The sequence below is a fragment of the Stenotrophomonas sp. BIGb0135 genome (assembly GCF_024810105.1).
GTDB classification, from domain to species: Bacteria; Pseudomonadota; Gammaproteobacteria; order Xanthomonadales; family Xanthomonadaceae; genus Stenotrophomonas; species Stenotrophomonas maltophilia_AB.
Window position 1 is genome coordinate 231193 of the sequence record NZ_JANUDX010000001.1, and the last position, 21465, is coordinate 252657.

Below are 21465 nucleotides of genomic sequence, written 5' to 3' on the forward strand. Positions count from 1 at the left end.
CTGACGAGGGGATTGGACAACACCATGCCGCGTTACGAAATGCTCAACAACATCGCCCATCGCGACCTGCGCGTGGCCACCGATTTCGGTCCCGAGTTGGGTGATGCGGTGGGCATGGTGCCGGCCTACCCGAGTGAGTTTGCCGAGCTGCAGCGGGAATACCCGATCTTCCTTCGCAAGGACCCGGCCACGGGTGACTGGCAGTCGGTGGCCCTGCTGGGGTTTGAACAGCACGAGAATCTGTTCCTGCAGGACGGTCGCTGGAATGCGGCCTACCTGCCCGGGGCGGCGGCCAAGGGGCCGTTCCTCATCGGTTTCCAGGAGAGCCGGATCGATGGCGCGCTCACCCGGGAGGCGGTGTTGCACGTGGACCTGGAGCATCCGCGCGTGAATGCGACGCAGGGGGAGCCGGTGTTCCTGCCGCAGGGGGGCAACACGCCGTATCTCGAACATATCGCCGGCGTGCTGCGCGGCATTCACGATGGCCACGCTTTTGGCGCGGCGATGTTTGCCGCGCTCGATGCGCACGGGCTGATCCAGCCACTCACGCTCGACGTGCAGATCGATCCGCAGCACCGGGTCGGCATCAACGGCCTGCACGCCATCGACCGTGACCGCCTGGCGCTGCTGGACGGTGCCGCATTGGCCGAGCTCAACAGTGCCGGTTATCTGGAAGGTGCGTACCTGATGCTGACCTCGCTGCACAACATGCGCCGGCTGATCGCCGAGAAGCAACGGCGCCTGCGCATGGCCGACGCCGGCGTCGCTGCCGGCAGGAACTGACCGGTGCTGGACGGCATTGCCATGCGGACACTGGACGGCGTTGAGCCCACGGCGTTGCCGCTGGAGGCGCTGGTGGCCGCCGGGGAGCCGGTGGTGCTGCGCGGGATCGCGCGCGACTGGGCACTGGTGCAGGCCGGGCTGCGCTCCACGCACGCGGCCATGGCGTATCTGCGCGGCTTCGAGGCGGGCGTGCCGGTGCCGTATTCCTTCGGCGGCCCGGAGATCGACGGGCGTCCGTTCTACACCGAGGATTTCACGCAGTTGAATGTCGAGGTGCGCCGCGGGCTGCTGACGCAGGTGCTGGATGCAATTGCAGACACCCTCGAAGACCCGCGGCCGCCCACCTACTATGTCGCGTCGCTGCTGATCGACCAGGCGCTCCCCGGATTCGCGCAGGCCAACGACGCCGGCCTGGCCGGGCAGGGCATCGAGGCGTCGGCGAGCATCTGGATCGGCAACCGGGTGACGGCCTCCTGTCATTTTGATACCCCGCAGAACCTGGCGTGCTGCGCCGTGGGCCGGCGTCGGTTCACCCTGTTCCCGCCCGAGCAGATCGACAATCTGTATCCGGGGCCGCTGGAACCCACCCCGGGCGGGCAGGTGGTGAGCGTGGTGGATATCGACCACCCGGACGTCGCGCGCCATCCACGATTCGCTGACGCGCTGGCAAGCGCGCAGACCGCCGTGCTGGAACCGGGCGATGCGATCTTCATCCCGAGCATGTGGTGGCACCACGTGCGCAGCCTGGAGCCGTTCAACGTGCTGGTGAACTACTGGTGGCGCACGTCGCCGCGTTTCCTGCCTTCACCGTTGCCGGCGCTCCAGCATGCGATGTGGGCGCTGCGCGATCTGCCGGCGCGCGAGAAGCAGGCCTGGGCAGAGATCTTCACGTACTACGTGTTCGGTCCCGGCGATCGCGCAGGGCAGCATCTGCCCGACGCCGCCCGGGGTGAGCTGGCGCCGTTCGACGAGACGCAGGCACGGCGCACGCGCGCCCAGCTGCTGGCTCGACTCAATCGCTGATGGGAGCATCGCTTTGAACGTGGCGAACACAACAGAAGGGCGGATCCGCAAGGTGGTCATCGCCGGGGGTGGCACGGCGGGCTGGCTGGCCGGCTGTGCGCTGGCCCACCAGTTCCGTGACCAGCTGGAGATCACGCTGGTGGAATCGGAGCAGATCGGCACCGTGGGCGTCGGCGAGTCGACCGTGCCCCCGATCCGGGCGTTCCATCGCTTTCTGCAGATCGATGAGCAGGCGTTCCTGCGCGCGGTCGCCGGCACGTTCAAGCTCTCGATCTCGTTCGAGAACTGGCGCCGCCCCGGCGATCGTTTCATCCATCCGTTCGGCACGATCGGGCAGGGGACGTGGGCCACGCCGTTCCACCACTTCTGGCTGGACAGCCTGCGCCGCGGCATGCCCTCGGCGCTGGGCGACTTCTGCCTGGAGAGTGTCGCCTCGCTCGGCGACCAGTTCTCGCTGGACACGCAACCGCAGGTCAACTACGCCTATCACTTCGATGCCGGGCTCTACGCGAAGTTCCTGCGAAGCAAGGCCGAAGCGCATGGCCTGCGACGGGTGGAAGGCAAGATCCGCGAGGTCCGGCAACACGACCATGACGGCGCCGTGGCGGCCCTGGTGCTGGAAGACGGGCAGGTCATCGAGGGCGACCTGTTCATCGATTGCACGGGGTTCCGTGGCCTGTTGACCGAGCAGACCCTGCACACCGGCTACGAGGACTGGCACGACTGGCTGCCCAGCGATCGCGCCGTGGCGGTGCAGACCGAGTCCGTCGCACCGCCGGTGCCGTACACGCGCGCCATCGCGCACGAGGCCGGGTGGCGGTGGCATATCGCGCTCCAGCACCGGGTCGGTTGCGGGCTGGTGTTCTCCAGCCGCCACATGTCCGACGACGAGGCGCACGCCAAGCTGCTGCGTGATATCGACGGCCCGCCGCTGCGGGACCCTTGGCTGGTTCCGTTCCGCAGCGGGCGCCGGCTGAAGGCGTGGAACAGGAATGTGGTGGCGCTCGGGCTTGCCAGCGGCTTCATCGAGCCGCTGGAATCGACCAGCATCCACCTGACCATCAGTGCCGTGGTGCGCCTGATCCAGCTGTTCCCCTTCGACGGCATCAGCCCGGCGCTGGTGGCGTTGTACAACGACGTCAGCCGCCAGGAGATGGAGCACGTGCGCGACTTCATCATCCTGCACTACCACGCCAACCAGCGTGAGGAGCCCATGTGGGCGGCCTGTCGCGAGATGGCGCTGCCCGAGTCGCTGGCGCTCCGGCTGCGCGCCTGGCGCGAACGCGCACACGCCTGGCAGGACCCCGGTGAACTGTTCCGCGTGGACTCGTGGACCAGCGTGTTGATGGGGCAGGGGATCCAGCCGGGTCCGCCGCATCCGCTTGCAAGGGCCATCAATGACGCGGACCTGCGCACGCTGTTGGCGCGGATCCGGCAGCCGGTCCAGCAGGCGGTCGCGGCGATGCCGTCGCAGGCGGCGTTCATCGAACGCTACTGCAAGGCGGCGCCGGGTGTATGGCCGCGGGCATCCGCGCTGGCATAACCGGCGCGCACGCTGTTGCGCAGAAATGGTAGCGCTACCTTCAGGCATGGGCGGAGTGGAATACATGGATCTGGTTGCCGGAATCGACGCAGGTACGCAAAGTCTGAAAGTGGTGGTCTACGACCCTGCGGGGCGTCGCCTCGTGGCCAGTGCCAGCGCGCCGTTGAGCTTGACGTCCGCCGCCGATGGCAGCCGCGAACAGTCGCCGGCCGATTGGGTCGCGGCCCTTCACGCCTGCTTCGGTGCGGTGGATCCCAAGGTGCGCGCCCGTGTTGCCGCGCTGGCGGTGTCGGGCCAACAACACGGCTTCGTCCCGGTCGATGCGGCAGGGGAGGTGCTGGCACCGGCCAAACTGTGGTGCGACACCAGCACCTCGGCCGAGTGCGTGCAGGTCATGGACGCGGTCGGCGGGGCCGCGCGCACCATCGCGCTGGCGGGCAACCCGGTGCTGACCGGCTACACCGCCTCCAAACTCCCGTGGACGAAGACCCATCGGCCCGAGGCCTACGCGCGGCTCGCCACCATCCTGCTGCCGCACGATTACCTCAATTTCGTGTTGACCGGCCAGCGCTTCTGCGAGTACGGGGATGCGTCCGGCACGGGGTGGCTGGACGTGCGCACCCGCACCTGGTCCAGCGAGCTGCTGCGCGCCACCGACCCGGCGCGCGATCTTGCCCAGTGCCTGCCGCGCATCGCCGCGCCCGAGGAGGTGTTCGACATCGACCCCGCCACCGCCGCGGCACTGGGGCTGCGCGCGACGGTGAAGGTGGCCGTCGGCGGGGGCGACAACATGATGGCGGCCATCGGTACCGGCTGCGTCGTCCCCGGTCGCCTGGCGATGAGCCTGGGCACCTCGGGCACCCTGTTTGCGTACTCGGACACGCCCGTGGTCGACCCGGACGGGGCGTGGGCCGCGTTCTGCTCGTCCACCGGCGGCTGGCTGCCGCTGATCTGCACGATGAACTGCACGGTGGTCACCGAGCAGGTGGCCGATGCCTTCGCCTTCAGTACGCGCTATGGCGATGGACACCTGCGGGCCACGCCGCCCGGTGCGGACGGGCTGGTGATGCTGCCGTTCCTCAATGGCGAGCGCACGCCTAACCTGCCGCTGGGCAAGGGGGTGCTGGCCGGCCTGGACACGACCAATATGACCCCGGCGCACTTCTATCGCGCGGCCATGGAAGGGGCGACGTACAGCCTCAAGTACGGGTACGACGCCTTTGTCCGCGCGGGCATGCGGTTCGACCGCATCGTGCTGACCGGCGGCGGCAGCAACAGCGCGCAGTGGCGCCAACTGGTGGCCGATATCTTCGGCCTTCCGGTGGACGTGCCCACCCAGTCCGAGGGCGCGGCATTCGGCGCGGCCCTGCAGGCGCTGTGGGCCATGGGGCACGCGCGCGGTGACGCCGCCTCCATCGCCGACATCGTGGACCGGCACGTTGCCCTCGACCCGCTGCAGTCCGCACAGCCGGACCCGGCGCGCACGCCTGCTTATGCCGCGGCCTACGCACGTTTCCTGCGACATCTCGACGCCATCACGCCGCTGTATCGCGGCTGATCTCCCTCTTACGCGACCCCCGCACAACGACAGGAAGACGCACCATGAGCAATCAGCCCTTCATCGGCGCCAAGGAATATTTCCCCGGCATCGGCCGCATCCCCTTCGAAGGCCGCGGCTCGGACAACCCGATGGCCTTCAAGGTCTATGACGCGACCAAGGTCATCGGTGGCAAGACGATGCAGGACCACCTGCGCTTCGCGGCCTGCTACTGGCATACCTTCTGCAACGCCGGGCATGATCCGTTCGGTCCGGGCACCCGCCAGTTCCCCTGGGAAGTCGGCTCGCCCATGGCGACCGCCGAGGCGAAGGTGGATGCCGCATTCGAGTTCTTCACCAAGCTGGGCGTGCCGTACTGGTGCTTCCACGATATCGACCTGGCGCCGGATGCCGACGATGTCGGCGTGTACGAGAAGAACCTGACGCACATGGTGGGCCTGGCCAAGGCACGCCAGGACGCAACCGGGGTGAAACTGCTGTGGGGGACGGCCAACCTGTTCTCGCACCCGCGCTACATGAACGGCGCGGCGACCAATCCCGATTTCGCGGTGGTGGCGCGTGCGGCGGTGCAGGTGAAGGCGGCGCTGGAGGCGACGGTGGAACTGGGCGGCGAACATTATGTGTTCTGGGGCGGTCGCGAGGGCTACGCCTCGCTGGTGAACACGCAGATGAAGCGCGAGGTCGACCACCTGGCGCGGTTCCTCGGCATGGCCCGCGATTACGGCCGCAGCATCGGCCTGAAGGGGAACTTCCTGATCGAGCCCAAGCCGATGGAGCCGATGAAGCACCAGTACGACTTCGACAGCGCCACCGTGGCCGGCTTCCTGAAGGCGCACGGCCTGGACAAGGACTTCAAGCTCAATATCGAGGCGAACCACGCCACGCTCTCCGGCCATACCTTTGAACACGACCTCCAGGTCGCGTCCGACCACGGGCTGCTGGGCAGCATCGATGCCAACCGCGGCAACGGGCAGAACGGCTGGGACACGGACCAGTTTCCCACCGACCTGTACGACACCGTGGGCGCGATGCTGGTGGTACTGCGGCAGGGCGGGCTGGAGGGCGGCCTGAACTTCGACGCCAAGCTGCGCAGGGAATCGACCGACATGGAGGACCTGTTCATCGCCCACATCGGCGGCATGGATGCGTTCGCGCGCGGGCTGGAAGTGGCGCACGGGCTGCTGACCGACTCGCCGTGGGAGCAGTGGCGCACGCAGCGGTATGCCAGCTTCGACAGCGGCGCGGGCAAGGACTTCGAGAACGGCGCACTCGGCCTGCCCGACCTGGTGTCGCTGGCCAGCAAGGCCGGGGAGCCTGCGCAGGCCAGCGGCAAGCAGGAGCGCTACGAGAACCTGCTCAACCAGTACCTGCTGCGCTGAGCGTGAGCGCGCGCAGCGATGACACCGAACCGGGGAGGAGCACAGCAGTGAACCAGGCGATGAGCGGCGGCGAGAACACCCGGCTGATCATATTGATCAGCGTGGTGGCGACGATTGGCGGATTCCTGTTCGGGTTCGACAGCGGCGTGATCAACGGCACCCAGGACGGCCTGCACCAGGCGTTCAGGTCCGGCGAGTGGATGCAGGGGTTCGAGATCGCCTCGATGCTGCTGGGCTGCGCGGTCGGTGCGTTCAGCGCCGGCCGGCTGGCCGACAGCCTGGGGCGGCGCAACGTGCTGATCATCTCGGCGATACTGTTCCTGCTGTCGGCGATCGGCGCGGGTGCGGCGTCGTCCTCGGCCATGTTCATCGTTGCGCGGGTGATGGGCGGCTTTGCGGTGGGGGCGGCCAGCGTGATCTCGCCGGCGTACATCGCCGAAGTCGCGCCGGCGCGCTACCGCGGGCGCCTGGCCACGGTGCAGCAGATCGCCATCATCAGTGGGCTCACCGTCGCCTTCCTGTCCAACTATCTGCTGGCGGCCACCGCCGGCGCCTCGACCGAGGCGCTGTGGGGCGGGCACGCGGCGTGGCGCTGGATGTTCTGGATGCAGGCGCTGCCCTCGCTGCTGTTCCTGGTGCTGTTGCTGACCATTCCGGAGAGCCCGCGCTACCTGGTGGCGAAGCGCCGCAAGGAGGCGGCGCTGGTCGTGCTCACCCGGTTGTTCGGCGCTGCCGGGGCACAGACCAAGCTGGTCGAGATCGACGCCTCGCTGTCGACCGACCACCATCGCCCGCGACTGTCAGACCTGCGCAACACGGTCACCGGCAGGATCCGCCCGATCATCTGGGTCGGCGTCGGCCTGGCTACGTTCCAGCAGCTGGTCGGCATCAACGTGGTGTTCTACTACGGCGCGGTGCTCTGGCAAGCGGTCGGCTTCTCCGAAAACGATGCATTGCTGATCAATGTCCTGTCCGGTGCGCTCAGCATCGGGGCCTGCATCGTCACCGTGCTGCTGATCGACCGTATCGGGCGCAAGCCGCTGTTGTGGGTCGGCTCGGCGGGCATGGCGGTGTCGCTGGCGCTGCTGGTGGTGGCATTCGCCAGTGGTTCGCTGGTGGACGGGCGCCTGCACCTGCCCGGGGGCATGGGCACGCTGGCGTTGGTGGCGGCCAATGCCTACGTGGTGTTTTTCAACCTCTCCTGGGGGCCGGTGATGTGGGTGATGCTGGGCGAGATGTTCCCCAACCAGATCCGTGGCTCGGCGTTGGCCGTGGCGGGTGCCGCGCAATGGACCGCCAACTTCGCCGTCACGGTGACATTCCCCATCCTGCTGGCCGGCATCGGGCTGGCGGCGACCTACAGCATCTACCTGGTGGCGGCGATCCTCTCGGTCTTCTTCGTGCTCCGGTACGTGCACGAAACCAAGGGCAAGGAACTGGAGCAGATGGAAGGATGAACACAATGACGAATCGACGCCTTGCGCGCGCCTGCAGTGGCGTCTTGCTGACCGCGCTGCTGCTGGCACTGGCTGCCTGCGCGAACGATGACACGCCCGTTGCAGCGGCGGTGGCCGAACCGGAGCCGCAGCCGTGGCCGCAGGTGGCCTGGCCGCTGGCCGAGGACGCCGCGCTCGAGAAGCGCATCACCGACCTCATGGCCGGCATGACGGTGGAGGAGAAGGTGGGCCAGCTGGTGCAGGGCGATATTGCCAGCATCACCCCGGATGACCTGCGCAAGTACCGGCTCGGCTCGATCCTGGCCGGGGGCAACTCCGACCCGGGCGGCCGCTACGACGCCGCGCCTGCGCAATGGCTGGCGCTGGCCGATGCGTTCTACGAGGCGTCGATGGATACCTCGCAGGGCGGCAAGGCGATTCCGGTGCTTTTCGGCATCGATGCCGTGCACGGGCAGAGCAACATCATCGGCGCGACCCTGTTCCCGCACAACATCGGCCTGGGCGCCACCCGCAACCCGGACCTGCTGCGCCGCATCGGCGAGGTCACCGCGCTGGAGACCCGTGCGACCGGGATGGAGTGGGCGTTCGCGCCCACCGTGGCGGTGCCGCAGGACGATCGCTGGGGGCGTACCTACGAGGGCTATTCCGAATCGCCCGAGGTGGTGGCCAGCTATGCGGGAGCCATGGTCGAGGGCCTGCAGGGCAAGGTCGGCTCGCCTGCATTCCTGGATGGCCGCCATGTGATCGCCTCGGTCAAGCATTTTCTCGGTGACGGCGGCACCACCGATGGCAAGGACCAGGGCGATACCCGGATCAGCGAGGCCGAGCTGGTGCGCATCCACGCCGCCGGCTACCCGCCGGCCATCGCCGCGGGCGCGCAGACCGTGATGGCGTCCTTCAACAGCGTCAATGGCGAGAAGATGCACGGTCACAAGCCGTACCTGACCGATGCGCTTAAGGGTCGCATGCACTTCGGTGGCTTCGTGGTGGGCGACTGGAACGGCCACGGCCAGGTCAAGGGCTGCACCACCACCGATTGCCCGGCCACGATCAACGCCGGCCTGGATATGGCCATGGCGTCGGACAGCTGGAAGGGTTTCTATGAGACCACGCTGGCGGCGGCAAAGGACGGCACTCTCTCCGCGCAACGCCTGGACGATGCGGTGCGCCGGATCCTGCGGGTGAAGATGCGGCTGGGGTTGTTCGAGGCAGGCAAACCGTCGTCGCGCGCGGTCGGCGGCCAGTTCGCGCTGATCGGCGCGCCGGCGCATCGTGAGGTTGCCCGGCAGGCGGTGCGCGAGTCGCTGGTGCTGCTGAAGAACCAGGGCGGCGTGCTGCCGCTGTCGCCGACGCAACGCATCCTGGTGGCCGGTGACGGCGCCAACGATGTCGGCAAACAGTCCGGGGGTTGGACGCTGAACTGGCAGGGCACCGGCACCACCCGCAAGGATTTCCCGAATGCCGACACGATCTACGAGGGCATTGCGCAGCAGGTAAACGTCGCGGGCGGCCACGCCGAGCTTGCGGTGGATGGGAAATACGTGACCAAGCCGGACGTCGCCGTGGTGGTGTTCGGCGAGAACCCGTATGCGGAGTTCCAGGGCGATCTGCCCACCCTCGCGTACAAGCCGGGCGACGACACCGACCTTGCCCTGATCAAGCGGCTCAAGGCCGACGGCATTGCGGTGGTCGCGGTGTTCCTCAGTGGCCGCCCGCTGTGGGTGAACCGCGAGATCAATGCCGCCGATGCGTTCGTGGCGGCGTGGCTGCCCGGGTCGGAAGGTGCCGGCATTGCCGATGTGCTGCTGCGCGGGGCGGACGGCAGCGTGCAGCACGACGTCAAGGGAAAGCTGAGTTTCAGTTGGCCGCGCACGGCGACGCAGTACGCCAACAATGTCGGGCAGAAGGGCTACGCCCCGTTGTTCGCGTTCGGTTTCGGGCTGACCTACAAGGACAACGGCGATCTGGCCGCGCTGCCGGAGGTCTCCGGCGTTACCGGCAACGAAGGCGCCGCCGGGGTGTTCTTCGCGCGCGGAGATGCCGGCGCCGGCATGGCCCTGCGGCTGGAGGGCAGCACGGGGCAGGGCGTGACCGTCACCAAGGTGCCGGAGTCCCTCGAGGGCGGCCTGTTGGCGGTCACCGGCGTGGATCACCTGGCGCAGGAAGACGGCCGCCGCCTCGCCTGGACGGGCAAGGGTGAGGCGATTGTCGCGCTGCAGTCGCACACGCCGCTGGACCTGCAGCGCGAGAGCAACGGCGACCTGATGCTGTTGACCACGCTGCGGGTGGACGCCGCGCCGCGAGGCGAGGCGTGGCTGTCGGTGGGCTGTGGCACGGGCTGCTCGGCACGGGTTGCGCTCGGGCCGACACTGGCCACGTTGCCCGTGGGCCAATGGACCCGCGTGGGCGTGCCCTTGAAGTGCCTGGCGGCGGCAGGCGCGGACGTCGGCAAGCTGGATCGCCCGTGGTCCATCGGCACGTCGGGAGTGATGACGCTCTCGGTATCACGCGTCGCGCTGGGCGCGTTGAACGAAGCGGAGGCCACCGTCGCATGCCCGGGCGCGTGACCCTGCGTCGTGCGCCATCAGCGCTTGGGCGGTTGCGCGACCGAGTCGCGCACCACCAACCGGTGGGGCATGATGTGATCGGTCAGTGCACGCGCTTCGTCGGGCTTGCGGCGGATGGCGCGCAGCAGGATATCGATGGCGGCATCGGCCATCGAGGCGATCGGTTGGTGGATGGTGGTGAGTTCGGGCCAGACGGTGGTTGCGGCCGAGGTGTCATCGAAGCCCACCACCGAGAGGTCGCGGGGTACCTCGAGGCCGCGTCGGTGCGCGACGGAAATCGCGGCGGCGCCCATGTCGTCGTTGCTGGCGAAGATCGCGGTCGGTGGCCGGCGGTGCGACAGCAGCTTCTCGGCGGCGGCCAGGCCCGAGCGGTAGGTGTAGTCCCCCTGCTGGACGAGGCCGGGGTCGACCTGCAGCCCGGCGTCCTGCAGGGCGCTGACAAAGCCGTCGTAGCGCCGCGCGCTTGCGCTGAGGTCGTTGCGGCCCCGGATGAATCCGATGCGGCTGTGGCCCTGCTGGATCAGGTGTTCGGCCAACTCCTTGCCGGCCTGGAGGTCGTCGATGCGCACGCAGGAGATGGCGCTGCCCAGGTGGCCCGGTGCGATCGCGACCACGGGGATGCCGGCCCTGACGAGCTCGGTCACGGCGGGCTGCGACTCGCACAGCGGCGGCGGCAGAATGACGCCATCCACGCGGCCGGCCAGGGCCCGCGCCGCCTTGCGCTCGGCGGCGGGGTCCAGGTCATCCCAGTAGTCGACCACCAGCTGGATGGCAGCGTTGGACGCGACACGCAGCAAGCCCACCAGCAGTTCGCGGAGGTAGGCACCGCTGGGATTGGTGTAGATCAGCGCGATGCGGGTGTGCTGCGCGGCCGCCAGCGAACTGGCCGCCAGGTTGGGCGTATAGCCCAGTTCGCGCACCGCGCGCATCACGCGCTCACGGGTGGCATCGCGCACCTTGCCCTGGTTGATCGCCCGCGACACGGTCATCGGCGACACGCCGGCCAACGCCGCCACCTCGTCGATCGTCACGCCGCTGGTCTTGCGGCGGACCGATTTCTTCGGCTTGTCCACTCCGTGCTCCCGTTCTTCTTTGTGACGCTGTCGCATCCAAAGCACGTCCGGAGCTTACAAGGTTTGCGGTCCGTGCTGCGGCCGCGTTCGGGTGTCGAGCGGTGTCATTGGATGCTCGGTGCCGCGATGGTCCTGTTGGGCTGCATGGGCGAGGCACGCGCCGAGGATGGCTATGCACTTTGGATGCGCTACGTCCCGCTCGAACCCGCACTCGCGGCCGACTGCCACGCGCGCCTCGCGGACGTAGCGGCGCCCGATCAGACACCCACCCAGCGTGCCGCGCGCGAGGAGCTGAGGCGTGGTCTCACCGGGCTTACCGGCAGCCCGCCACGGATGCAGGGTGACGCCAGCCAGGCGTCGCTGGTGCTGGGTACACCGCAGTCGTCAACGTTGATCGCCCCGTTCCGGGCAGAGATTGCATCGCTGGGCGACGAAGGTTACCTGCTCAGGCGCACCCGGATGGGTGGGCGCGACGTCGTTCTGGTGGCGGCGCGCCGGGATATCGGGGTGCTGTATGGCGTGTTCCACCTGCTGCGACTGCTGCAGACGGGCGCGTCACTGGACAGCCTGGACGTGCGCGAGTCGCCACGGCTCCGGCTGCGCGTGCTCAACCACTGGGACAACCTCGACGGTCATGTCGAACGCGGCTACGCCGGGCGATCGCTGTGGGAGTGGCAGACGCTGCCGGAGTGGCGCAACCCACGCTACACCGACTACGCGCGCGCCAACGCCTCGGTGGGTATCAACGGCACCGTGCTCAACAACGTCAATGCCAGTGCGCAGAGCCTTGCGCCGGCGTATCTCGACAAAGCGGCCACGCTGGCGGACATCTTCCGGCCCTACGGCATCCGCGTGTACCTGAGCGTGCGCTTCAGCGCCCCCATCGAACTGGGTGGGCTCGACACTGCCGATCCGCTCGACCCGGCGGTACAACGCTGGTGGCGCGACAAGGCCCGCGACATCTACGCGCGCATTCCGGATTTCGGCGGCTTCCTGGTGAAGGCCAATTCCGAAGGGCAGCCTGGCCCGCAGGATTACGGTCGCTCGCATGCCGACGGGGCCAATCTGCTGGCCACTGCACTGGCCCCGCATGGCGGGGTGGTGATGTGGCGCGCCTTCGTCTATGCACACGATGTGCCTGCAGACCGCGCCACGCAGGCATACGCCGAATTCGCCGGGCTGGACGGTGCGTTCCTCCCGAACGTGATCCTGCAGGTAAAGAACGGGCCCATCGATTTCCAACCGCGCGAGCCCTTCCATCCGCTGTTCGGAGCCATGCCACGCACGCCGCTGATGATGGAAGTGCAGATCACCAAGGAGTATCTCGGCTTCGCCACGCACCTGGTGTACCTGGGGCCGCTGTACGAGGAAGTGCTTCGTGCCGACACCCGCGGCGGTCGCGGGGGCGCCACGGTTGCGCAGGCCCTGAGTGGCATGGCCGGCGTCGCCAATGTCGGTGCGGACGCCACCTGGAGCGGGTCGCACTTCGATCAGGCCAACTGGTACGCGTTCGGCAGGCTTGCATGGGACCCGCAGCACGCCGCCCGCGCCATCGCGGCGGACTGGGCCGCGATGACATTCGCGCCGGATCCGGAGGTGGTGCAACCCATCGTCGGGATGATGATGGCCTCGCGCGAGGCCGCCGTGAACTACATGACCCCGCTGGGCCTGCACCACCTGATGGCGCGCGGGCACCACTACGGGCCCGGTCCCTGGGTGGACGGCGGCCCGCGCGCGGATTGGACGTCGGTGTACTACCACCGTGCCGATCGCGCGGGGATCGGCTTCGACCGGACCGCCCGTGGCAGCAATGCGGTGGGCCAGTACGCGCCCGGGGTGGCTGCCATGTACGGGGATCCGGCGCGGGTGCCGGAGCCGCTGCTGCTGTGGTTCCACCACGTGCCCTGGGATCACCGCATGGCCTCCGGCAGGACACTGTGGAACGAACTGGTCGGGCGCTATTCGCAGGGCGTAAGCCAGGTGCAGGCCATGCAGGCGACCTGGGACAGCCTGCAGGGTAGGGTGGATCGGCAACGATACGCGCAGGTCGCCGCCTTCCTCCGCATCCAGCGGCGCGAAGCACAGTGGTGGCGCGATGCGAGCGTGGCCTACTTCCAGTCGGTGAGCGGGCTGCCGTTGCCGGCGGGCGAAGCCGCGCCGCCACATCCGCTGGCCTGGTACGAAGCCCTGCAGTTCCCCTCTGCGCCGGGGGATGGGCGATGAACAGAACCTGGTGGCTGGGCGGCCTGTTGGCCATCGCCCTGGGGCACGGCGCTGCACCGTCCATGGCGCAGCAACCAACGACGCCGCTGCTGCATCCGCTGTTCCAGGACCACGCCGTCCTGCAGCGCGACCAGCCCATTCCCGTTTGGGGCAACGCGGCCCCCGGCATCACGGTTTCCCTGACATTCGCCGGCCAGGCGCTGACTACCCGCGCGGACGCACAAGGCCACTGGCAGGCGACACTCAGGCCCGCCCCACCTGGCGGACCTCACGAAATGACGGTGCTGGCAGGGCAGGCCACCCAGACCGTGCGCGACGTGCTGCTGGGCGATGTCTGGTTGTGTGCCGGGCAGTCGAACATGGAACTTCCCGTGCGACGCACGCTTGACGCAGATAGCGAGCTGGCCGCTGCCACGCGGCCGGACATCCGCCTGTTCACCGTGCCGAAGGCGGCCGCGTTGACGCCCGAACCCGCGTTCGCCGCGCCGGTGTCGTGGCAGCCCGCGTCGCCGGGCACGGTCCGCGATTTTTCCGCCGCCTGCTTCTACTTCGCACTCGAGCTGCAGAAGACCGTCCGCGTGCCGATGGGGCTGATCCAGTCGGCGTGGGGCGGGTCGCGGATCGAGGCCTGGACCAGCACCGAGGCCCTGCGCACGCAGGGTGGCATGGCCCCGGCGCTGGACGTGCTCGCGCTGTATGCCAGCGATCCTGTTGCGGCCAATGCCCGATGGGGTCGGCAGTGGCAGCAGTGGTGGACGGGGCGCGAGGGTGCCATCGGCGGCGACACGCCGTGGCAACCCGGCGCAGGCGGCACGGGATGGCAGGACGCACCGCCCGGGCTCGGGGCTTGGGAGCGTTGGGGCGTGCCGGCGCTTTCCGAGTACAACGGCATGGTCTGGTACCGCACCCGGGTGACCCTGAGCGCCGCCCAGGCGGGGCAGGGGGCGCGCCTCGAACTGGGCGCCGTCGATGAGACCGACCTGACCTGGGTGAACGGCGTGGCCGTGGGCAGCCAGTACGGTCCGGGCGAGGCGCGGTCGTATCCGCTGCCCGTCGGTCTGTTGAAGGCAGGCGTCAATACGGTCGTGATCAACGTGCTCGACACGTACGGCGACGGCGGCCTGGCGGGCCCTGCACATGCCCACAGCGTGCGACTGGACGATGGCACGCGGATCGCCCTGGACTCGCCGTGGCAGTACCGGGTGGCCCCCGCTGCATCGACACCGCCACTCGCGCCGTGGCACGCCGCGACGGGCCTGTCGACGCTGTACAACGGCATGATCGCGCCGCTGGGCCGCTATGGCCTGCGCGGCATGGTGTGGTACCAGGGCGAATCCAATACCGGCGACGGCGCCGCTTACGCCGCGCGGCTGCGCAGCCTGCGCGACGACTGGCGCGGGCGTTTCGGTGCCGACATGCCCTTGCTGGTGGTGCAGTTGGCCGGCTATGGCCAGCCGCCCAGTGCGCCCGGCGACAGTGGTTGGGCACAGGTGCGCGAAGCGCAGCGGCGGGTCGCGGCGGACGACCTGCATACCAGGCTCGCGCTGGCCATCGACATCGGCGACGCGTACGACATCCATCCGCCCAACAAACAGGAACTCGGCCGGCGTCTGGCGCGGGCGGCCCGGCATGTGGTCTACGGCGACCGGTCCGTCGCCGCGTCCGGCCCCACGCCCCGCCAGGCGTCGCGCACCGAAGCCGGCGTGCGGATCGCGTTCGACAGCGTCACCGGCACCTTGATCACCACCGGTGCGAAGGGCCCGATCGGCTTCGAGGTCTGCGATGCCGGTGCGCGGCACTGTGCCTATGCCGATGCGGTACTGGACGGGCGTGACGTCGTCCTGCACGGCCCGCCGCCCAGCCCTGGCGCACGCGTGCGCTACTGCTGGGCCGATGGCCCGGTCTGTACGCTGCGCGACAGCAGTGGTGCGCCGGCGGGCCCGTTCGAGCTGTCCCTCACCACTGTAGAGGTGCCTTGATGCGTCTGCTGCTCGCCACGCTGGTCGTGCTGTTGTCCACCTTGGTGCAACCGCTGGGCGCCGCGCCCGCGCCACCGGTCTACTTCGACTGGTTCGAGTACGCGGGGCACGATACGGCCTTTGCAACGCCACTGCCCGCCGGGCACTACCGCAACCCGATCCTGGCCGGCTTCCACGCGGACCCGAGCATCGTCAGCGCGAACGGTCGCTTCTACCTGGTCAATTCCAGCTTCACCTACTTTCCCGGCATCCCGGTGTTCGAGAGCGTTGATCTGGTGCATTGGAAGCAGATCGGCAACGTGATCGAGCGTCCCACCCAGTTGGACTTCGATGGCCTGAGCGTGTCCCGCGGCATCTTCGCGCCGGCCATCACGTACCACGATGGCGTGTTCCATGTGGTCACCACGGCGGTCGACAGCGGTGGCAACTTCATCGCCACCGCGCGCGATCCGGCGGGCCCGTGGTCCGACCCGCACTGGCTGCCAGGCGTCGACGGCATCGATCCCTCGCTGTTCTTCAATGACGACGGCACGGTTTACCTGCTCAACAATGATGCGCCCCCGGGCCCGCCGCGCTACGAGGGGCACCGCGCGATCTGGATGCAGCAGCTCGATCTGGCCACCTTCAGGCCGGTAGGCCCGCGCAGGGTGCTGATCGACGCCGGCGTGAAGCCCGCAAAGAACCCGATCTGGATCGAGGGCCCGCACCTCTACAAACGCGATGGCTGGTACTACCTCTCCGACGCCGAAGGGGGTACCGGGCCGCAGCATTCCCAGGTGGTCCTGCGCAGCCGTGATGTCTGGGGGCCGTACATTCCGTATGCGGGCAATCCGATTCTCACCCAGCGCGACCTGCCCGACGACCGGCCGCTGCCGATCACCAACGCGGGGCATGCCGATCTGGTGGAAGGTCCGGACGGCTCCTGGTGGGCGGTGTTCCTTGCCAGTCGCAATTACCAGACGCAGCACTACAACACAGGGCGGGAAACCTATCTGCTGCCGGTGCAATGGCGTGACGGCTGGCCGGTGATCCTGCCGGCCGAGCAGGCCATCCCGTACGCGGTCAAGGCGCCGTCGTGGATGCAGGGCGAGGCATCGCAGGCGCCTGCCACCGGCAACTTCGTCGATCGCGACGACTTCGATGCACCGATACTCGGCACCGGCTGGCTGCGGGTACGGGTCCCCAAACAGGCATGGGCAGACCTGGGCCTGCGGCCGGGCGCCCTGGCGGTGCATCCGCTGGCGGAGAACCTGGACACGCTGCGCAACCCGGCCTTCCTCGGGCGTCGCCAGCAGCACCTGCGGTTCGAGGCCAGCACCGCCATGACGCGCCCGGCGACGGGCGTGGCGGCCGGCCTTGCAGCGTTCCAGAACGAGGACTACTGGTATTTCCTCGGCGTGCGCAGCCTGGGCGGCGATCGCGTGGCGATCTTCCTCGAAACACGCGACGGTCGCGGTGCGACCCGCACCCTGGCCACGCGCGACGTGGCCGCGTCCACGTCACTGGGCTTGAAGATCGGCGGTGACGGGGGCCGCTATGCGTTCGCGTTCGATACCGGCGATGGCCGTGGCTGGCAGACGCTCGCGGGCGACGTGGACGGAACGGTATTGAGTACGGATCGCGCAGGCGGCTTCGTCGGCGCCCTGCTGGGACCATTCGCGCGCGACGAGCGTGCCTTGAGGAGCAAATGATGATGCGTACGCCTTACCTGTGCAGCCGCCGTCGCGCCCCCATCTTCCGTACGTTGGCGCTGTGTGCCGCGATGGCGATGGCCACCGCAGGTCATGCAGCCGATGCCCAACCGTGGCTGGACACGTCGGCCAGCTTTGAAGCCCGGGCCGCGGCACTGGTGGGGCAGATGACCCTGGAGGAAAAGGCCGCCCAGATGCAGAACGCCGCGCCCGCCATCGAGCGTCTTGGCGTACCGGCCTACGACTGGTGGAACGAAGGCCTGCACGGCGTCGCGCGGGCGGGGCAGGCCACGGTGTTCCCGCAGGCCATCGGCCTGGCCGCCACCTTCGACGTGCCCTTGATGGGGCAGGTGGCCACTACCATCAGCGACGAGGCGCGGGCCAAGCATCACCAGTTCATCCGCGAGGGATCGCATGGCCGCTATCAGGGGCTGACCTACTGGTCGCCGAACATCAACATCTTCCGCGATCCGCGCTGGGGGCGGGGCCAGGAAACCTATGGTGAAGACCCGTACCTCACCGCGCGCATGGGCGTTGCCTTCGTGCAGGGGCTGCAGGGCGACGACCCGGTGTACCGCAAGCTGGACGCCACCGCCAAGCATCTGGCCGTGCACAGCGGCCCCGAGGCCGACCGCCACCACTTCGATGCGCGCCCCAGCAAGCGCGACCTGTATGACACCTACCTGCCGGCCTTCGAGGCGCTGGTGAAGGAGGGCCAGGTGGATGCGGTGATGGGGGCCTACAACCGGGTGTACGGCGAATCCGCCAGCGCCAGCCGGTTCCTGCTGCGCGACGTGCTGCGCCGCGACTGGGGCTTCAAGGGCTACGTGGTGTCGGATTGCTGGGCGATCGTCGATATCTGGAAGCACCACAAGATCGTGCCCACCCGCGAGGCCGCCGCGGCGCTGGCGGTCAAGAACGGGACCGAACTGGAGTGCGGCCAGGAATACGCCACGCTGCCGGCAGCGGTGCAGCAGGGCCTGATCAGTGAAGCGGAGATCGACGCGGCGGTGACGCGCCTGTTTACCGCACGGATGCGGCTGGGCATGTTCGATCCGCCCGAGCGCGTGCGCTGGGCGCGGATCCCTGCGGCGGTGAACCAGGCCCCGGCACATGACGCCCTGGCCCTGAAGGCTGCACGGGAATCGCTGGTGCTGCTGAAAAACGACGGCGTGCTGCCATTGTCACGCACGCTCAAGCGCATTGCCGTGGTCGGCCCCACGGCCGACGACAGCATGGCGCTGCTGGGCAACTACTTCGGCACGCCGGCGGCACCGGTGACCCTCCTGCAGGGCATCCGCGAGGCGGCCAAGGGTGTCGAGGTGCGGTACGCGCGCGGCGTGGACCTGGTCGAGGGGCGCGATGATCCCGGTGCGACGCCGCTCATCGAGGCGGCGTACCTGCGGCCCTCGGCCGACTCTCCGGAACGCGGGTTGCGCGGCCAGTACTTCCGCACGCCCGATCTCTCAGGGACGCCCGCGCTGGTCCGCACCGACGCCCAGATCGGCTTCCGCTGGGACCGCGGTTCCCCGACCGACAACCTGTTGGCGCGCGGGGAAGCGGCGCCGGGGCAGGGCATTCCCGGCGATGGTTTCAGTATCCGTTGGCAGGGCCAACTGCTGCCGCCGGTATCGGGCCGTTACCGGATCGAGGCCGCCGCCGACGACGGCTTCCGCCTGTACGTGGATGGCAAGCGGGTGCTGGATCATTGGACCCGCAGCGATCGCCTGCGCAGCGATGGGGTGGACCTGGACCTGCAGGCAGGCCGTGCCTACGACCTGAAACTGGAGTACTTCGATGCCGAGCGTGACGCAGGCGTGCGGCTGGGCTGGCGCATGCCCGGTGCGAAGCCACCGTTCGAGGAGGCGCTCGATGCTGCCCGCAGCGCGGACGTGGTGGTGTTCGTCGGCGGCCTGACCGGCGACGTCGAGGGCGAGGAGATGACGGTCAATTACCCGGGCTTCGCCGGCGGTGACCGCACCGACCTGCGCCTGCCCGCCACCCAGCGGGCGCTGCTGGAGGCGCTGCACGCCACCGGCAAGCCGGTGGTGATGGTGCTGACCGGCGGGTCGGCGCTGGCGGTGGAGTGGGCCCAGGCGAATCTGTCGGCGATCCTGATGAGCTGGTATCCCGGGCAACGCGGCGGCACCGCCGTCGGCGAAGCGCTGTTCGGCGAGGTCAATCCCGGCGGCCGCCTGCCGGTCACGTTCTACACCGCGGACCAGGCGATGCCCGCGTTTGACGATTACGCGATGGAAGGCCGCACGTACCGCTACTTCCGCGGCACGCCGCTGTATCCGTTCGGGTTCGGGCTGTCCTATACCCGCTTCGACTACGCAACGCTCAGGCTCGATTCGCCCCGCATCGCCGACGATGGCGCGCTCAGGGTGGAGGTGGAGGTGGCCAACACCGGCGAGCGCGCGGGCGATGAAGTGGTGCAGCTGTATGTGCGGCGGTTGGCGGCCGGGGCCGGCGATGCGCAGCAGACGCTGCGCGGCTTCCAGCGGGTGCACTTGGCGCCTGGCCAGCGGCGCACGGTGGCATTCGCGCTGGACGCGCACCAGGCGCTGCGGCAGTACGATGACGCGCGCGGCACCTATGTGGTGCCACCGGGGGCCTACGAAGTGCGGATAGGCGGCTCAAGCGCCGATGCCCGCGTGCAGGGCCGCTTCACCGTGGAGGCGGCGCGTGACTGATTCCCGCCACATGGACACCCCCGAGCACACGCTGTCGGTCCGCGAGAAGCTGGGCTACAGCCTGGGCGACCTGGCCGCCAACCTGATCTTCCAGACGCTGATCACCTACCTGGCCTTCTTCTACACGGATGTGTACCGATTGCCGCCCGCTACCGCAGCGACCATCATTTTCGTGATCGGCCTGCTGGGCGCCTTCGTGTTCACTCCGCTGATCGGCATCGCCGCCGACCGCACGGCCACCCGCTGGGGCAGGTTCCGGCCCTGGATCCTGTGGACGGCGATCCCGTTCGGCGTGCTGGCGCTTGCTGCCTTCAGCACCCCGGACCTGGGGCCGCGCGGCAAGGTCATCTACGCGCTGGTGACCTACGGTCTGCTGATGCTCGTGTATGCGGCCAACAACCTGCCGTACTCCGCGCTCAGCGGGGTGCTCACCGGCAGCATGGCCCAGCGCAACAGCCTGTCGGCCTACCGCTTCGTGGCCGTCATGATCGCGCAGTTCATCATCCAGGTACTGCTGCTGCCGCTGGTGCTGATCCTCGGTGACGGCGACCGGGTGCAGGGCTTCGAACGTGTGATGACGCTATTTGCGGTGGTGGGCACCGTGTTCTTCCTGATCACCTTCGCCACCACCCGCGAGCGCATCGTGCCGGCGAAGGAGCAGAGCAGCGGCGTGCTGCAGGACCTGTCCGACCTGCTGCACAACCGGCCGTGGAAGGTGATGCTGGCCCTGACGGTCCTGGTCTTCATCAACCTGGCGCTGAAGGGCGGCACCTACATCTATTACTTCCAGTACTACATGAGCGAGGCCGCCCTGGCGGGCTTTCTTGACCGCTCCGGCTTCAACGCGTTCATCGGGGAATTGAACGCAACGCTCAACGGGTGGGGGCTGTCCGGTTTCACCTGGCCAAAGGATCCGGCCACCTCGGCGTTCAGTCTGTTCAACGCCTGCGGCATCCTCTGCATGATCCTGGGCATCGGGGCATCGCGCCGCCTCGCCGACCGCTACGGCAAGCGCGATGTGTTCGGCGGCGCGCTGCTGGTGTCCACGCTGTTCCTGCTGGTGTTCTATTTCCTGCCGCCCACGGCAGTGGCCGTGGCCTTCGGCGCGTTCATGCTGCACGGGTTCTGCTACGGCATCACCATCCCCTTGCTGTGGGCGATGATCGCCGACGTCGCCGACTATTCCGAATGGAAGAACCATCGCCGCGCCACCGCGATCATCTTCTCGGCGATGCTGTGCGGGCTGAAAATCGGCCTCAGCATCGGCGGTGCGCTGGTGGCCGGCATCCTCGCCCATCACGGCTATCAGGCCGGCGCCGAACAGCAGGCCCAGCCCGTGGTGGACGGCATCCGCCTGACCGTGAGCGTCTACTGCTCCCTCCCGTTCCTGGCCGCGGTGGCGCTGCTTTTCTTCTACAAAATCGACAAGCGCATGGAGACCCGCATCGAACATGACCTGCATCTGCGACGTCAAGGAAGCACTCTGGAGCACC

Annotated in this window: 12 protein-coding genes and 1 pseudogene; 12 read left to right on the top strand and 1 reads right to left on the bottom strand. The window is 68.6% G+C overall.

What is annotated here, in order from left to right; all coding sequences use genetic code 11:
• Positions 1-24 precede the first annotated feature (24 nt).
• From M2421_RS01005 to M2421_RS01035, 7 genes are all read left to right on the top strand, one after another.
• Positions 25-783, top strand: coding sequence for a SapC family protein (locus M2421_RS01005; RefSeq protein WP_259202660.1), 759 nt, complete (start codon positions 25-27; stop codon positions 781-783).
• A gap of 3 nt (positions 784-786) precedes the next feature.
• Complete coding sequence (locus tag M2421_RS01010; RefSeq protein WP_259202661.1) at positions 787-1806, top strand: cupin-like domain-containing protein; 1020 nt, start codon at positions 787-789, stop codon at positions 1804-1806.
• 13 nt (positions 1807-1819) lie between these two features.
• Positions 1820-3349: a tryptophan halogenase family protein gene (locus M2421_RS01015; RefSeq protein WP_259202662.1), complete on the top strand. Its 1530-nt coding sequence runs from the start codon at positions 1820-1822 to the stop codon at positions 3347-3349.
• Between the two features lie 64 nt (positions 3350-3413).
• Complete coding sequence (xylB, locus tag M2421_RS01020) at positions 3414-4907, top strand: xylulokinase (protein ID WP_259202663.1); 1494 nt, start codon at positions 3414-3416, stop codon at positions 4905-4907.
• Between the two features lie 44 nt (positions 4908-4951).
• On the top strand, positions 4952-6286 hold the full coding sequence (xylA, locus tag M2421_RS01025; RefSeq protein WP_259202664.1) for a xylose isomerase: 1335 nt from the start codon (positions 4952-4954) through the stop codon (positions 6284-6286).
• A gap of 2 nt (positions 6287-6288) precedes the next feature.
• Positions 6289-7743, top strand: a complete 1455-nt coding sequence (locus M2421_RS01030) for a sugar porter family MFS transporter (RefSeq protein WP_259202665.1) — start codon at positions 6289-6291, stop codon at positions 7741-7743.
• Positions 7744-7748: 5 nt separating this feature from the next.
• Positions 7749-10310: an exo 1,3/1,4-beta-D-glucan glucohydrolase gene (locus M2421_RS01035; RefSeq protein WP_259202666.1), complete on the top strand. Its 2562-nt coding sequence runs from the start codon at positions 7749-7751 to the stop codon at positions 10308-10310.
• Positions 10311-10327: 17 nt separating this feature from the next.
• Here M2421_RS01035 and M2421_RS01040 read toward each other — a convergent pair whose 3' ends face one another.
• Entirely contained in the window at positions 10328-11383 is a 1056-nt protein-coding gene (locus M2421_RS01040) for a LacI family DNA-binding transcriptional regulator (RefSeq protein ID WP_259202667.1), read from the bottom strand.
• Positions 11384-11509: 126 nt separating this feature from the next.
• Here M2421_RS01040 and M2421_RS01045 point away from each other — a divergent pair, with 126 nt between their 5' ends.
• The 5 genes and pseudogenes from M2421_RS01045 to M2421_RS01065 form a co-directional block, all read left to right on the top strand.
• Positions 11510-13606: an alpha-glucuronidase family glycosyl hydrolase gene (locus M2421_RS01045; RefSeq protein ID WP_259202668.1), complete on the top strand. Its 2097-nt coding sequence runs from the start codon at positions 11510-11512 to the stop codon at positions 13604-13606.
• On the top strand, positions 13603-15585 hold the full coding sequence (locus M2421_RS01050; protein WP_259202669.1) for a sialate O-acetylesterase: 1983 nt from the start codon (positions 13603-13605) through the stop codon (positions 15583-15585). Before M2421_RS01045 ends, M2421_RS01050 begins: the two co-directional genes overlap by 4 nt.
• The gene (locus tag M2421_RS01055; protein WP_259202671.1) at positions 15585-17276 is read left to right on the top strand and encodes a glycoside hydrolase family 43 protein; all 1692 of its coding nucleotides are present in this window, start codon (positions 15585-15587) and stop codon (positions 17274-17276) included. The genes M2421_RS01050 and M2421_RS01055 overlap by 1 nt, the downstream gene beginning before the upstream one ends.
• Before the next feature lie 71 nt (positions 17277-17347).
• The gene (locus M2421_RS01060) at positions 17348-19972 is read left to right on the top strand and encodes a glycoside hydrolase family 3 protein (protein WP_259203520.1); all 2625 of its coding nucleotides are present in this window, start codon (positions 17348-17350) and stop codon (positions 19970-19972) included.
• Between the two features lie 10 nt (positions 19973-19982).
• Positions 19983-21452 (top strand): annotated as a pseudogene (locus tag M2421_RS01065) (MFS transporter); the annotation flags it as partial.
• Between the last annotated feature and the right edge of the window lie 13 nt (positions 21453-21465).

What these genes read in the sequence shown, in the direction of transcription:
- M2421_RS01035 (WP_259202666.1), top strand. Translation starts at nt 7,749, where the DNA reads ATGACGAATCGACGCCTTGCGCGCGCCTGCAGTGGCGTCTTGCTGACC.
- M2421_RS01005 (WP_259202660.1), top strand. Translation starts at nt 25, where the DNA reads ATGCCGCGTTACGAAATGCTCAACAACATCGCCCATCGCGACCTGCGC.
- M2421_RS01060 (WP_259203520.1), top strand. Translation starts at nt 17,348, where the DNA reads ATGGCGATGGCCACCGCAGGTCATGCAGCCGATGCCCAACCGTGGCTG.
- M2421_RS01045 (WP_259202668.1), top strand. Translation starts at nt 11,510, where the DNA reads ATGGTCCTGTTGGGCTGCATGGGCGAGGCACGCGCCGAGGATGGCTAT.
- M2421_RS01055 (WP_259202671.1), top strand. Translation starts at nt 15,585, where the DNA reads ATGCGTCTGCTGCTCGCCACGCTGGTCGTGCTGTTGTCCACCTTGGTG.
- M2421_RS01050 (WP_259202669.1), top strand. Translation starts at nt 13,603, where the DNA reads ATGAACAGAACCTGGTGGCTGGGCGGCCTGTTGGCCATCGCCCTGGGG.
- xylB (WP_259202663.1), top strand. Translation starts at nt 3,414, where the DNA reads ATGGATCTGGTTGCCGGAATCGACGCAGGTACGCAAAGTCTGAAAGTG.
- xylA (WP_259202664.1), top strand. Translation starts at nt 4,952, where the DNA reads ATGAGCAATCAGCCCTTCATCGGCGCCAAGGAATATTTCCCCGGCATC.